The organism is Streptomyces sp. 2A115, from assembly GCF_052245575.1.
GTDB lineage: Bacteria > Actinomycetota > Actinomycetes > Streptomycetales > Streptomycetaceae > Streptomyces.
On the sequence record NZ_JBQQCG010000116.1, the window covers coordinates 1 to 12,699 of the forward strand.

Annotated in this window: 11 protein-coding genes and 1 pseudogene; 5 read left to right on the plus strand and 7 right to left on the minus strand. The window is 68.1% G+C overall.

The window, feature by feature from the left end; translation table 11 throughout:
- Window positions 1-747: 747 nt before the first annotated feature.
- Entirely contained in the window at window positions 748-1,401 is a 654-nt protein-coding gene (locus ACTWQR_RS50640; protein WP_443234115.1) for a TetR/AcrR family transcriptional regulator, read from the minus strand.
- Between the two features lie 133 nt (window positions 1,402-1,534).
- On the opposite strand from ACTWQR_RS50640, the gene ACTWQR_RS50645 reads away from it, so the two are divergent.
- Both ACTWQR_RS50645 and ACTWQR_RS50650 read left to right on the plus strand, forming a co-directional pair.
- Window positions 1,535-2,284: an NADPH-dependent F420 reductase gene (locus ACTWQR_RS50645; RefSeq protein ID WP_443234116.1), complete on the plus strand. Its 750-nt coding sequence runs from the start codon at window positions 1,535-1,537 to the stop codon at window positions 2,282-2,284.
- Between the two features lie 152 nt (window positions 2,285-2,436).
- Window positions 2,437-2,829, plus strand: a complete 393-nt coding sequence (locus ACTWQR_RS50650) for a nuclear transport factor 2 family protein (RefSeq protein WP_443234117.1) — start codon at window positions 2,437-2,439, stop codon at window positions 2,827-2,829.
- A 10-nt stretch (window positions 2,830-2,839) separates the two neighbouring features.
- On the opposite strand, the pseudogene ACTWQR_RS50655 reads toward ACTWQR_RS50650, so the two are convergent.
- Window positions 2,840-3,336 (minus strand): annotated as a pseudogene (locus tag ACTWQR_RS50655) (IS5 family transposase); the annotation flags it as partial.
- Between the two features lie 75 nt (window positions 3,337-3,411).
- Between ACTWQR_RS50655 and ACTWQR_RS50660 the strand changes: the two are divergent.
- Window positions 3,412-4,350, plus strand: a complete 939-nt coding sequence (locus ACTWQR_RS50660) for an alpha/beta fold hydrolase (protein WP_443234118.1) — start codon at window positions 3,412-3,414, stop codon at window positions 4,348-4,350.
- An 862-nt stretch (window positions 4,351-5,212) separates the two neighbouring features.
- Here ACTWQR_RS50660 and ACTWQR_RS50665 read toward each other — a convergent pair.
- From ACTWQR_RS50665 to ACTWQR_RS50685, 5 genes are all read right to left on the minus strand, one after another.
- Window positions 5,213-5,959, minus strand: a complete 747-nt coding sequence (locus ACTWQR_RS50665; RefSeq protein ID WP_443234137.1) for an NADPH-dependent F420 reductase — start codon at window positions 5,957-5,959, stop codon at window positions 5,213-5,215.
- Between the two features lie 224 nt (window positions 5,960-6,183).
- A complete protein-coding gene (locus ACTWQR_RS50670; protein ID WP_443234119.1) occupies window positions 6,184-6,921 on the minus strand; it encodes an NADPH-dependent F420 reductase in 738 nt (245 codons plus the stop codon).
- A 106-nt stretch (window positions 6,922-7,027) separates the two neighbouring features.
- Window positions 7,028-7,621, minus strand: a complete 594-nt coding sequence (locus ACTWQR_RS50675; protein WP_443234120.1) for a TetR/AcrR family transcriptional regulator — start codon at window positions 7,619-7,621, stop codon at window positions 7,028-7,030.
- Window positions 7,622-7,867: 246 nt separating this feature from the next.
- Window positions 7,868-8,704, minus strand: coding sequence for a helix-turn-helix transcriptional regulator (locus tag ACTWQR_RS50680; RefSeq protein WP_443234121.1), 837 nt, complete (start codon window positions 8,702-8,704; stop codon window positions 7,868-7,870).
- Window positions 8,705-9,209: 505 nt separating this feature from the next.
- A complete protein-coding gene (locus tag ACTWQR_RS50685; RefSeq protein ID WP_443234122.1) occupies window positions 9,210-9,959 on the minus strand; it encodes an SDR family oxidoreductase in 750 nt (249 codons plus the stop codon).
- A 229-nt stretch (window positions 9,960-10,188) separates the two neighbouring features.
- Here ACTWQR_RS50685 and ACTWQR_RS50690 point away from each other — a divergent pair, with 229 nt between their 5' ends.
- Window positions 10,189-10,428 carry a hypothetical protein gene (locus ACTWQR_RS50690; RefSeq protein ID WP_328349333.1) on the plus strand — a complete coding sequence of 80 codons (240 nt, stop codon included), beginning with the start codon at window positions 10,189-10,191 and terminating at the stop codon, window positions 10,426-10,428.
- 690 nt (window positions 10,429-11,118) lie between these two features.
- On the plus strand, window positions 11,119-12,195 hold the full coding sequence (recA, locus tag ACTWQR_RS50695; protein WP_443234123.1) for a recombinase RecA: 1,077 nt from the start codon (window positions 11,119-11,121) through the stop codon (window positions 12,193-12,195).
- Window positions 12,196-12,699: the final 504 nt, after the last annotated feature.

The window sequence follows — 12,699 nt, forward strand, 5'->3', positions numbered from 1 at the left end:
ATGATTCCCAGAGTTGGCATCGCTTCTCCATAGTTGCAGTGGGGTGTGGTGAGGGAAAACGGAGGATGCATCCGCATCCCTGTCGACAATACGGAGGCGGTATCCGTATTGTCAAAGAGGTGCGACCTGGCGGGCTGGAGGGGGTGCCGACCGGTCACTCGCGTCCGCTCACCCTTCTCTGCGATGACCGCATCTTCCAGTCCCCGCCGCTTCGAAGGGGCCGACTCGTCGGCGTCCTAATGATCAACGCCCCTTCGGTGGAGGGCTCGGTGAGGCCGGGCCGCGGGTTAGGCGCGTGACCAGTCGGACACGGTCTCCGCCGCGTTGCACGACTGCGTCTGGCCGCTGGAGATGATGGCTCAGCTCTTCGAGTACAACGCGACTCGCCCGGGACTCGTCCAGGTCTTCGCGGTACTGGCCGGCGACAGCGTCACCGAGGACCACCCGGGCGCTGCACACCATCATGCTCATCCGGATGCGGTTGGGCCCGGCGAGGAAGACGTACGTCGCCCGCCGAGTCGCCGAAGGCAAGACCTCACGCGACGCACCACGCTGCCTCAAGCGAGCCATCTGCGGACAGCTCTTCAAGATCCTCGAACGCTCCGACCGAAACACCGGAACGAAACCCAAGGATCTCCCTCAAGCGGCTTAACGCTATGCAGCAGCCCCGAGGGAGCCGACTGATCACCGACTCAGACCAATAAAGACGCCCTGTGAGGATCGGCCTCGGGGGGCATCGCGTCGCCCCTACCGGACCGTCGGCAGCAAGGAGTCCTGGAAGAGTGCCGGGGGTAGCGGCCCGGTGCCGGTGGCGCACATGCCGTCGAAGGTGAGCCGCAGGTAGCGCCGCCAGGCCGACGGATCGGCAGCCAGCAGGGGTGCGGCGGTGTAGTACACGCCGCAGATCAGCAGCATCACGTCCTGCCCGTTCAGGTCCGCACGGAGTGAGCCGTCGCGTTGCGCCCGCCGCGCCAGTGACTCGGCTGTGGCGATCAGCTGCTCCTGTCCGGCCTGTATTTCCGGGTGTCGAAGATCCGGCACCATGCGGAGTGCCTCCGCGAGCGCCCGGTTGTTTGCGTAGAGATCGACGCCCGCGCTCATGAACTGCAGCAGGGCGGTGTCGGCGTCGGCCTGCTCGGTCTGCTGGCGGCCCACTGTCACCAGTCCGTCGATTTCTTCGCTGATGATCGCGGCGAACAGGTGCTCCTTGGTGGGGAAATGCCGGAAGACGGTTCCCTTTCCGATCCCCGCCCGTGCCGCGATCTGTGCAGTGGACCCTTCCGCGCCGTGCTCGGCGAACACCTCCGCGGCAGCCTTCAGCAGCGCCTTGCGCGTCCGCACCGCGTCGGCTCTCATCCGTCGCGCGGGCGGTGCTGCAACGGCTTCTTCTTCAGTGCTCATGGGTCCACTCTACGCAGCATGACCGGGCGGTCCGGTTAGGTGGTACGGTAGTCAACATGACCAGCCGGTCCGGTTACGGTTCGTGGCTGTGGCCGGTCCGGCATTTCCTCATCCCATGGGAGAACAGAGCACCATGAGCAAGACACTCGGCATTATCGGCAGTGGCAACGTCGGCGGCATCCTGGCCCGCCTTGCTGTCGCCGCCGGCCTGGACGTCGTCCTGAGCAACTCCCGCGGCCCCGAGTCCCTCACCGGTCTCGTCGCCGAACTCGGCCCCCGCGCCCGGGCGGCCACTCCCGCCGAGGCCGCCGAGGCCGGGGACCTGGTAGTGGTGTCCATCCCGCTGAGCGCCTACGAGAAGATCCCGGCACAGCCGCTGGCGGGCAAGATCGTGATCGACACGCTGAACTACTACCCGGAGCGCGACGGCCGCATCGCCGAGCTGGACGCGAACGAGCTGACGAGCAGCGAGCTGGTGCAGCGCCACCTGGCCGACTCCCGTGTGGTCAAAGCGGCCAGCAACATCGTCGTCAGCCAGCTGTTCAGCCTTGCCCGCCCCTCGGGTGCGCCGGACCGCAGTGCCATGCCGATCGCCGGCGACGACGCCGCCGCCAAGGCGGAGGTCGTGGAGTTGCTCGACCTCCTCGGCTACGACGCGGTGGACATCGGCACGCTCGCCGACAGCTGGCGCAGCGAACCGGGCACACCCCTCTACTGCAAGCCCTACTTCGGGGAAGTGCCCAAGGACGTGAGCTTGGACAAGACGATGGAATGGATCTTCCAGGCCCCGGGCGTTCCGGTACCTGCCGATCGCGTGAGGGAACTGACCGCCACGGTTGTCCGGCCCGCGGGCGGCAGCTTCTCGATCGCCGACTGGAGGTGAGTGGAGAGCATCGCGGAAGAGGTGGGACCGGAACTCCTGCCCGCGGCCGCACACCGACTCACCGCGGTAGTTCCGTTCCGCCAGCGGGGAGACAGACGCCTTCGGCTGCTGCCCCGGCCTGATCCAGCAACGCCCAAAATGGAGAGCCGAACGTGAAACCCACGAATGAGGACACTGCCGAAATCAGCAGGGCCGTGGCGCTGTGGGCGCACATCATGGACGACCATGAACTGGACCGTCTCGGCGAATGCCTCACCGAAGACGCGGTGTGGGACGGCAGCGTCTTCGGCGGCGACCCGGTCGTCGGGCTGGACGCGATCGCGACCTTCATGAACGCTCCCGGACACGCGAAAGCGCACCACACGACGAACATCGTCGTGTCGGAAGGCCCGGGCGACGAGGTGCGGGCCCGATCCAAAGGTCTGAGCCTGCTGGAGGGCGGCGGTGTCGCCAGCGTCGTCTACGCCGACGACCTGCGACGCACCGATGACGGCTGGCGCATTTCCCGGCGGCTCATCCATCTCACGTGGCCACATCGCTTCTAGGGGTGCTTTCGTCGTGGCGGTGACCGCCGGTCAGCGCCACCCACAGCGGAGTGCCGCGGGCATCGGTCAGCACGTGAGGCTTCGAGCCCGGCCGCCCGCGGTCAACAAGGCTCGGACCGACTTTCGGGCTGCTTCGCCCCCGCTTGGCCTGCACATGAGAGGCGTCGATGGTGGCGCGGGAGAAGCCGAGACGGTCCGCCGCCCGCAACCCGTCCAGCAGCACCCGCTGGAGCTCCTCCCACACCCCGGCCCTCTGCCACTCGGCCAGCCGCCGCCAGCAGGCAGGACCGGAACCGAACCCCAACTCCTGCGGCAGGACTCCCACTGGACACCTGTGTACAGGACGAACAGCACACCCTAGAGCGTCCTGCGGTCATCGACCCGCTTACGCCCCGGGTACCGGAACCGCCGCTCACGCTTCGGCAACAGCGGCTCGATCACCACCCACAACCCGTCACCGACCTCCCACGGCTTCCGCCGCGGCTGGTCACACCCCCCAGAAAACACGGGATCACGTACATCTCCACCGTGCGACAACACGATCTTCCTGCAAGGGCCCCTAAAAAAGGACGTAACACCGCAATGAACGCTTTCACCACCGCCGTAGCCGTCGGGTCGGAGGAGCCGCTCAGCCCCGGCTACGACACGGCGACCAAGGACGACGCCGAGTTCAACAAGCTCTTCCGGCACGGCTTCACCACCATCGACGACGTGCAGATGCACTACGTCATCGGCGGCGACGGCCCGCAGGTCATGGTGCTGCTGCACGGCTGGCCGCAGAGCTGGTACGAGTACCGCCCGATCATGCCCTCACTGCTGCCCGGCCGCACCGTCATCGCCATCGACCTGCCGGGCCTGGGCGACTCGACCGGAAACCCGCGCTCCATGACCAAGACGGTCCTGGCCACCTACGTCCACAAGCTGCTCAACCACCTCGGCCACCGCGAGAACGTACAGGTCGTCGCCCACGACCACGGCCTCAACGTCGCCTACCCGCTGGCCGCCCAGTACCGCGACCAGGTGGCGGGCCTGTTCCTCATGGACGCCGCCCTCGTCGGCAAGAACCTGAAGTTCGCCACCCTCGAATCGATGTTCTGGCACTTCTCCTTCTTCCTGCAGAATCCGCTCGCCGAGGAACTGGTCACCGGCCGGGTCGAAACCTTCCTCACTTACTTCTTCCAGAGTGTGAAGACCGCCGGCGAGAACGTCTCCGACGACGAACTCGCCGAGTTCGTCCGGGTGTACTCCCGCCCCCAGGTCCTGCACGCCGGCTTCGGGCTCTACCGGACCCTGACCCAGGACGAGGCCGACAACACCAAACTCCAGGACACCCCGCTGACCATCCCGGTCCACCTGATCACCCAGGCCGGCCTCGCCGACGCGTTCCTGCCGCCCCTCCAGGACGCCGCCCCCCACGCCACCTCAGCCGTCGTCCCCGGGGCCGGACACTTCCTCCTCCACGAAGCACCCGACCGCGTCCTGGCCGAGATCAACGCCTTCTACCCCAACCCCACCCCCTGACCAAAAAGCACCACACGACCACACGACGTCCAAACCGTCCGATGCCAGAACTCGCGCGGTCCCTGAACGGCGACCTAAAGCCGGCACACCGAGGCCAACGTAAACGGCGCCTGACGACGTCTCAGCCGGATCACACCTGTCGGCTTCCGCGTACGAGTGGATCCGCACCCGGGTCGGGGAACACGTCGAGGTGCAGTCCGCGAGCGGTGGGACGGGCGTGGCGACCGCGCTCGTCGGCGGCGCACGATCCTGCCGGTCCGGCACGGTGAGCTGTCCGGTCCGTCCCTGGGTGTCACGCTGGAGGCGTGGGGTCCGGCGGGCGGGCCGGTCCGTTGGCAGACCGCCGAGCTGGTGATCACGCGACCGATGCCGTCCGTGCCGCTGCACTTCTGGAACGACGCAGGTGGCAGCCGTCACCACGACGCCTACTTCCCCGCCTACCCGGGAGTGCGGCGGCAGGGGCGCTTGCCCGCACATAGTCCGCGCCGGGAGCAACGCTGCCGCGAGTGCCCGCCGCGTGGCGAAGCCCCTTCCGAGGACTCCGGTCAGGCGTGCTCCGCCGTGCGTTCGATCCGGTCGAGGAGTCGGTGGTGTCGGGCTGCGTGGGCGAAGTCGGGCACCTCGGAGCCGCCCTTCGTCAGGTCGCGCTGGATCTGGGCGTAGGCGGCGCCGACGTTGTATGCGGGGGTACCGCGCAGCCCTTGGAGCGCGGGGTCGAAGTACCGCTCGGGTACGGTGAGCAGCTGAGCTCGGCGTCGGATCCATGCGCCCCGGCGATGCTGAACTCGCCGACCTGGAGGTGTCCGGTGTCGCCGGTGATGAACAGGTCACCGTCCGTTCCGTTGATCGCCCCCGTCCCTGCTCACATGCAAATTGCGCGGTTCAGGCGGACAAGGTATTCCGCGTCCGGTTGCACGCCGGCCCCGAAGCGTTCCTGGACCACGGCGAACCCGAGGTCGCGCCGCTTCGGTGATCGCGCCGCGTCGGCCGCCGCCAGTGCGTCCGGCAGCTCCTGACGGGTGAGATCCGTGCAGTAGGCGGGTGTGCCGGGCTGCTGCCGCCACGATTGCGCGAGCGGCCCCGCATCAAAGGCGTCGAACCCGGTGTCCTCGACGAGTGCCATGGCCAGGCCACGCTCTCGCCGGCTGTCGGCCGCGACGGGAAGCGCGATGCGGTCCGCGCTTCCTGCCGGCTTGTTCCTGTGCGCGAACGACTCGGCTCCGATCGAGTTCCACGCCTTGACGATGGCTCGGCCCAGCTGCTTGGCGGCCCACACGCTCTCGGCCTGGCCGTCCTCGATAGCCGCGATCGGGTTGTCCCGGTGCGGGATGTAGTTCGACGTGTCGATGACCACCGTGTCAGCCGGCACCTTGGCGATCAGCGGTGCTACCTGCGGAATGCGGTCGAAGGGAATGGAGAGGATCACGGCGTCGACGTCCACGACGGCTTCCGCCGCGGTCACCGCGCGTCCGCCCGAGGCCAGCACGTCCGCCTCGATCGTCTCCGGGCCGCGCGAATTGGCTACCTTCACCTCGTGCCCGGCCGCGCTCAACCGCCTGGTCAACGTCTTGCCGATGTTCCCGGTGCCGAGAATGCCGATCTTAATAATGAAACTCCTTGTCCGAACGGAACCCCGGTGTCGGTGATCGAGGTTCCGGGGCTTGGTCCCTGCGGCGGACCGGGACTGCGGCCGACCGCGGACACGGTGGTGTAGGTGAGTGATGGCGGCCGTGCCGAAGTGAGCCCCGCTCTTTGTGTTCGTCTTGTGTTTTCGCGGGCTGTCGGCGCTGCCGCTCTCGTGCCGTTGCGTGTACGAGAGCCGCGTGGGGTGTCTCAGCGGTGGGCGGCGCGGTTCATCTCGACGACGTCGTCGACGGTGGGGTTGGCCGGGAGGGCGGCGAAGCGTTCCGGGAGGCTGTCGCGGATGGCCGCGTCCTTGGTGCGGTCGGCCGCGGCCAGGGCCGCCGGCAGCTCGTCGAGGGTCAACTCGGTGCAGTAGGCGGGGCTGTTGGGCTGCTGGCGCCAGGAGTCGGCCAGGGTGCCGGCGTCGTAGGGGTCGAAGCCGGTGTCGTCCACGAGCTGCATGGCTACGCGCCGCGCCTCCTCGGCGTCGCCGGCGACGGGGATGGCGAGGCGGCCGGGTGTTCCGGCCGGAACACCCCGGGTCCGCTGGGTTTCGGCCAGGGCGGCGTTCCACGCCTTGATGACGGGGCGGCCGAGCAGCTCGGCGGTGTACACGCTCTCGACCTGGCCGTTGTCCACCGCCTCGATCGGCTCGCCGAGCATGCCGGGGTAGTAGTTCGCGGTGTCGATGGTCACCGTCTTGTCGGGCACCGACGCGAACAGGTCCGCCAGTTGGACGGCCACCCCGAACGGGATCGACAGGACGATGACGTCCCGGCCCTGGACGGCGTCGGCAAGGTCCACCGCGCGAGCCCCGGACTCCAGCACCTGTGCCCGGACGGCCTCGGGGCCGCGGGCGTCGGCCACCTGGACGTCGTGACCGGCCGTGCTGAGCTTGACAGCGAGGTTCCCGCCGATGGCACCGGCGCCTATGACAGTAATTTTCATGATTTGTCCCTTGGGGGGTTGTGCCGCCCCTGAGGGCAGCGCGATGTAATGGCCGGGTGGTGGTGCGACCCGGCGTTGCGAGCGTCGGGGCGGGGTGTTTGGCGGTTTACGCCTGGTTGTCCGGCTGGCGATAGCCGGTCGCGATGAGGGTGCGGAGCCGGTCGAGCGACTCCTCCTCGGTACCGGTGCCCTTGATCCAGGCAACGGAACAGGCCGCGAGGAACAGGTCGTGCCCCCGCACCGAGGCACGCACGCGCCCCGCGAGCTGCGCGGCGCGCACGTACTGATCGGTGGCGGAGATGAGGATGTCGCAGGGAATCGTCAGCGGGTTGTCCGGCTCCTGCGCCCGGGCCGCGGCCATGAGCGGGTCCGGCAGCCCGCTGAAGGCGCTGAAGTACTCCTCCATCGCCCGCAGCCACTGCTCCAGCGCCTCGGCCGGGTCGCCGAGCTGGTCGATGTCCGCCTGTCGGGCCACCAGCTCCTCGGAGCGTGTCTGAAGCACGGCCGCCAGCAGCGCTTCCCGGGTGGGGAAGTGCCGGTACAGGGTGCCGGGCCCGACGCCCGCCTCCTTGGCCACCGCCTCGAGCGAGGTGCCGACCCCGTGCTGCAGGAAGTGACGCTGCGCGGTCTCCAGGAGGGCCGCGCGGTTGCGCTGGACGTCCGCGCGCGGCTTGCGTCCTCGCTGTTCGACGGCGCTCATACGCCCTCCTGCCTACCGTGATTTGGCGGTCGCACCAAAGCGGATGCCGCCTCCGTATGCACTCGAGCGTAAAGCGGAGGCGGCATCCGGTCAAACCGGCGTCCCGACCACGGGAGCCCGGACACTGCGGGGGCCGACATTTCTGGCCGCAGAGTGCAGGGCAGAAGCCGTGCCGGCTGCACCATTCCAGGGTGCCCTTGTCCGGCCCCTGCCGCGCGAGCCCGGCCCGGTCCCCGGTCCCGGACGTCAGGGGGTGAGCTGCTGGTGTCCGATGACGGAGAGCAGTTCGAGTTTGCTGTGGCTCTCCGTGCCGGGACGAGTGGTCAGCACCACCAGGGTCTGCGCGCGGTTCTCGGTGTACAGCAGCTGGGCGTCGACGTCGATGCGGCCGAGTTCGGGATGGAGGAGGGTCTTGCAGTCGCCGTAGCGGGCGACCTCCTGCAGTTCCCACATGCGGACGAACTCGGGGCTGTGTTCCTGGAGTTCGGCGAGGATCCGGGCGGCTCGGGGGGTGTCGCTGCCGGCTGTCAGCGCGGCCCGCAGGCGCGCTGCCTGGGCGCGGCCGTGCTGTTCGTGGGTCTCCTCGGGATACACCAGACGCTCGGCCGGGTCCATGAACCAGCGGTAGTAGCCGCTGCGGGCCAGACCGGTGTGGCGCATCTGGTCGCCGAGCAGCGCGACGGCCAAGGGGTTCATCGCGAGGGTGTCGACCAGGTCGGTCGTTACCAGGGCCGGGGTGTCGTCCAGGCGGTCCAGGACTCGCATCAGTGTCGGGCTGACGTGTTCGGAGCGGTGGAAACGGGCCGGCGCGTTGTGGCCGATGAGGACGAAGAGATGGTCGCGTTCATCCAGGGTCAGCCGCAGCGCCCGCGCGAGTGCCGCGGTGATCTGGACGGAGGGCTGCGGAGCACGCTGCTGCTCCAGCCGGGCGTAGTAGTCGGTGGACATGCCGGCGAGCTGCGCGACCTCCTCGCGGCGCAGCCCCTGCGTACGCCTGCGCGACCCCTCCACCAGCCCGACGTCGCGGGGCCGTAGCGTCTCGCGCCGGTGGCGCAGGAATTCCGCCAGTTCCTTCTTGTCCATGCCCTCATCCTCGCGGCATCCCGCCCGGCTATCCAGAGACCGCCGATCCATGGCTGAGCCCTCCTCCCCCACCCACGCGAAGCCGCTCGTACGGCCGACGCCGAGGGCCGCGCAGCCAGAAGACCCGATGGTCACCGGACCGCACGACCCGCTGGGACATGCGCCGACTGTCCGCGGTGCGCCGCCGCAGGCCCTGGGTCTGGAAGACGGGCCGCCGCGACGGTCCCCGTCGAGGACACCCAACGCTTTGACCGGCCCCGGCCTCATCGCTCCGCCGACACGACTATGTTCGCCGTGTCAGACGGCCGCTCGCGTGCCCCTCAACACTCAGGAAAGAGCCGGTCGCCTCCAGTGCGACGGCCGGGGCGAACCCGAAGGCGCTTCCTGACCGTTCCGCGTCTTCGGTGAGGACCATCCGAGACGGGACCAGCTCGCGTTCGCCCATGATGTGGCCTCACAGGACCCGCCCGCGTGCTGCTGTTCCGCGTCGGTCACTACAGGTCGGTCAGCTGCCGGTCATCATGGCGAGGACGTCGTCGTAGGAGCCGGTGGCCACCGCGTCGCGGATGAACCTTGCGGGCTCGACGACCAGCTCCTTCGCGTCGGGCTTCTCACGCAGCAGATCGAGGACCTCCGTGAGGAAATCGTCCAACGGCATGGCCTGCTCGCTGTCCTGCTGGCCCATCAGGGTCGTGCGCACGCCCGCCGGGACCACCTCTATCACCTGGACGCCGGCGTCAGCACCGGCGAGCTGGATGCGCAGGCTCTCGGAGAAGGAGTGCAGCGCGGCCTTGGTCGCGCTGTAGGTCGGGGTGCTCGGGAACGGTACGAACGCCAGCGCGGAGGTGACATTCATGACGACCGCGTCGTCCTTGCCCACCAGCAGCGGCAGGAAGGCGTACGTCATCCGGATCGTGCCGAGCAGATTGGTCGCGACGTGATCCTCGGCGACCTGGAGTCCGGCGGGGTCAAGGACGCTCTCCAGCAGCTGGATGCCGGCGTTGTTGACCAGGACGTTCAGCCCCGGGTGGCTCGCCGCCACGGTCTCACGGGCCCGGGCGATCGAGTCAGGGTCCGCGACATCGAGGACGAGCCCGTCGATGCCCGGGTGCTCGGCCGTGATCTCGTCAAGGAGTTCCTTGCGCCGGCCGGCGACAATCACCTTGTTGCCGGCCTCGTGCAGCCGCACCGCCAGACCGAGGCCGATACCCGAGGTTCCGCCGGTGATCAGGATCGTGTTGCCAGTCATCTTCATGACGGTCTTGCTCCTTCGGTACGGCGGGCCGGTGAGCGCCCGCAGCCTCGACCGTAGGAGCGCCCGCGCAAGGGCGGGAGAGGAAGGTTTATCCATGGATCGGCGGTCTCTGCCTCGTGAAGAGAACGCCGGCCGTCGGGCCGGGTCTTGCAGAAGCTGGACGGGGGCCGCTGGCCGAGCAGTCGCGCGGGCGCATCGCGTCGACAAGACGCTCGCCGACGAGGGCGCCGTGCAGGAGCTCATCGCGCGCTCACGAAGCGACTTCGCGCAGGCGAGCCTGCTCCTCCTCGAGACCGCCTGGTTGATCGACCGGCACGGCGCCAAGGTGGCGACGGCGGGCGCGGCGACTTTTCGGCTGTTATCTCAGCACGCGCTACCGACCCGCGCCTGGCGTCCAACTCCTGAGCCCGCGTGCAGTCTGAGTTTGATCATTAACCTCGCTGCTGTTTCAGGCACACGAGTCTCGTGACGCCCCATCAGAAGCAGCGTCGAACGAGCGTCGAGACACGTCCCCCACCGCCCCTCACGAAGCCGAGGCGGAGCGTTCATCGCCCGCACCCCGCTGTTCGAAGCAGCAGGTGAGGCGTGTGGCGCGAGCCTGCGACGCACTCCACGCGATGGACTGAGGGAAACAGGTCGGGCACACCTCGACGCACCTGAGCAGTCCAAGAAAACCGCAGGTCAGAGCACCTTGGAAGCCGGTTCGAGAATCGCCACACACTCCACGTGCGACGTCATCGGGAACAGGTCAACGAGACTCAGCAAGGTGACTCGAGCCGGCTAGGGAGACACAGCAGGACTGCGTGACTACGACTTCGCGATCGATCACGGCCACCTGAGTACACCTCATGCCAGCGAGGAGGCCGACCGCAACGAGGTCTCACACGTCACGAAGTCGGTGGAGGGCATTCTCGGAAGCAGGGACGACATTCGACGGCGCCGCGGGTTCAGCGAGGGAAAGCGGGCGGCGGCGCGGTCTGCGTCCGGAGCGGTCCGGTGCGCGACCCGTCCCGCTCCCCTCATGTTTGGTACCTTTCACTGGACACGCAAATCGATCGGATGTTCGTTTACTGGGATCTCCGAGACGTCCGTTGTCGGCAGTAGACGCTCACGTTCTCCGACGTGCGGCGTGCCACACAATCGGACCGGGTGAAAGCTCATGGCAGGAACCGATCACGAAAAGGCGCTGGACACCGCGCTCGCACAGATCGAGCGGAAATTTGGCAGGGGCGCGGTCATGCGCCTCGGCGAGCGGCCCAATGAGCCCATCGAGGTGATCCCTACAGGATCGACCGCGCTGGACGTGGCGCTCGGCGTGGGCGGTCTGCCCCGCGGCCGTGTGGTGGAGGTATACGGGCCGGAGTCGTCCGGCAAGACGACCCTGACGTTGCACGCGGTGGCGAACGCGCAGAAGGCCGGTGGTTCGGTGGCCTTCATCGACGCCGAGCACGCACTTGACCCCGAGTACGCCAAGAAGCTCGGCGTCGACATCGACAACCTGATCCTCTCCCAGCCGGACAACGGCGAGCAGGCTCTGGAGATCGTCGACATCCTGATCCGCTCCGGCGCGATCGACTTGATCGTGATCGACTCCGTCGCGGCCCTGGTGCCACGCGCCGAGATCGAGGGCGAGATGGGCGACTCCCACATGGGTCTGCAGGCCCGTCTGATGAGCCAGGCGCTGAGGAAGATCACCGGCGCGCTGAGCCAGTCCAAGACCACCGCGATCTTCATCAACCAGCTGCGCGAGAAGATCGGCGTGATGTTCGGCTCCCCGGAGACCACGACCGGTGGCCGGGCGCTGAAGTTCTACGCCTCGGTGCGGCTCGACATCCGCCGCATCGAGACCCTGAAGGACGGTGCGGACGCGGTCGGCAACCGTACCCGCGTCAAGGTCGTCAAGAACAAGGTCGCGCCGCCCTTCAAGCAGGCCGAGTTCGACATCCTCTACGGTCAGGGCATCAGCCGCGAGGGCGGTCTGATCGACATGGGCGTGGAGCACGGCTTCGTCCGCAAGGCAGGTGCCTGGTACACGTACGAGGGCGACCAGCTCGGCCAGGGCAAGGAGAACGCCCGCAAGTTCCTCAAGGACAACCCCGACCTCGCCAACGAGATCGAGAAGAAGATCCTCGAGAAGCTCGGAATCGGGGCACCGGCGAAGGCCGCAGCTGCCGAGGACACGGGCGCCGTCCCGGTCCCTGGTGCCGCCCGGACCTCGGCGGGAAACGCCGCCTGACAGGCACGGGCGCGGCCTGGCCGGGGGCAGGCTTCCGACATGTTCAGCATCTCGGCGTGCTCCACGGCCCAGATCCGCTCGCGTCCCTGTTCCGTGCCGAGAACCGGCTCGTGCGCGTCCGGGCGATACCAGCCCATAGGCGAGGCGCAGAGGACACCGCGCTCGGCAAGGAATCGATGACCGCGTCAGGATCCGGCTGGTCGGGAGCGGCCGGATGTGTCGGGGATGCCGGGCACTTCGGGCATGGCTCGCTCCTCGCGGGGGTCGGCTGGAGGCACAGGTGACTGGGGAGCACGGGGAGTTGTGCATCCCGCGCGAGCCGAGGTGTTCCGTCGCGCAAGATCCGGACCATTCCCGGACCAAGTTGGCGGCAATCACCGACAGCACTCTCGTTTTCGCAGATCAACGCAGCCGCCACGCGTGTACCAACAGCAGACCAAGAACCTTCTTGTTTCATACAGTCCGAAGAAACTTGGGTTCTTCTAGAGCCTGAAGTCGGTTGCC

Bases quoted from the DNA above. Each gene is read 5' to 3' on its own strand.
- ACTWQR_RS50640 (WP_443234115.1), bottom strand. From the start codon at position 1,401: ATGAGCACTGAAGAAGAAGCCGTTGCAGCACCGCCCGCGCGACGGATG.
- ACTWQR_RS50645 (WP_443234116.1), top strand. From the start codon at position 1,535: ATGAGCAAGACACTCGGCATTATCGGCAGTGGCAACGTCGGCGGCATC.
- ACTWQR_RS50660 (WP_443234118.1), top strand. From the start codon at position 3,412: ATGAACGCTTTCACCACCGCCGTAGCCGTCGGGTCGGAGGAGCCGCTC.
- ACTWQR_RS50670 (WP_443234119.1), bottom strand. From the start codon at position 6,921: ATGAAAATTACTGTCATAGGCGCCGGTGCCATCGGCGGGAACCTCGCT.
- ACTWQR_RS50675 (WP_443234120.1), bottom strand. From the start codon at position 7,621: ATGAGCGCCGTCGAACAGCGAGGACGCAAGCCGCGCGCGGACGTCCAG.
- ACTWQR_RS50680 (WP_443234121.1), bottom strand. From the start codon at position 8,704: ATGGACAAGAAGGAACTGGCGGAATTCCTGCGCCACCGGCGCGAGACG.
- ACTWQR_RS50685 (WP_443234122.1), bottom strand. From the start codon at position 9,959: ATGAAGATGACTGGCAACACGATCCTGATCACCGGCGGAACCTCGGGT.
- recA (WP_443234123.1), top strand. From the start codon at position 11,119: ATGGCAGGAACCGATCACGAAAAGGCGCTGGACACCGCGCTCGCACAG.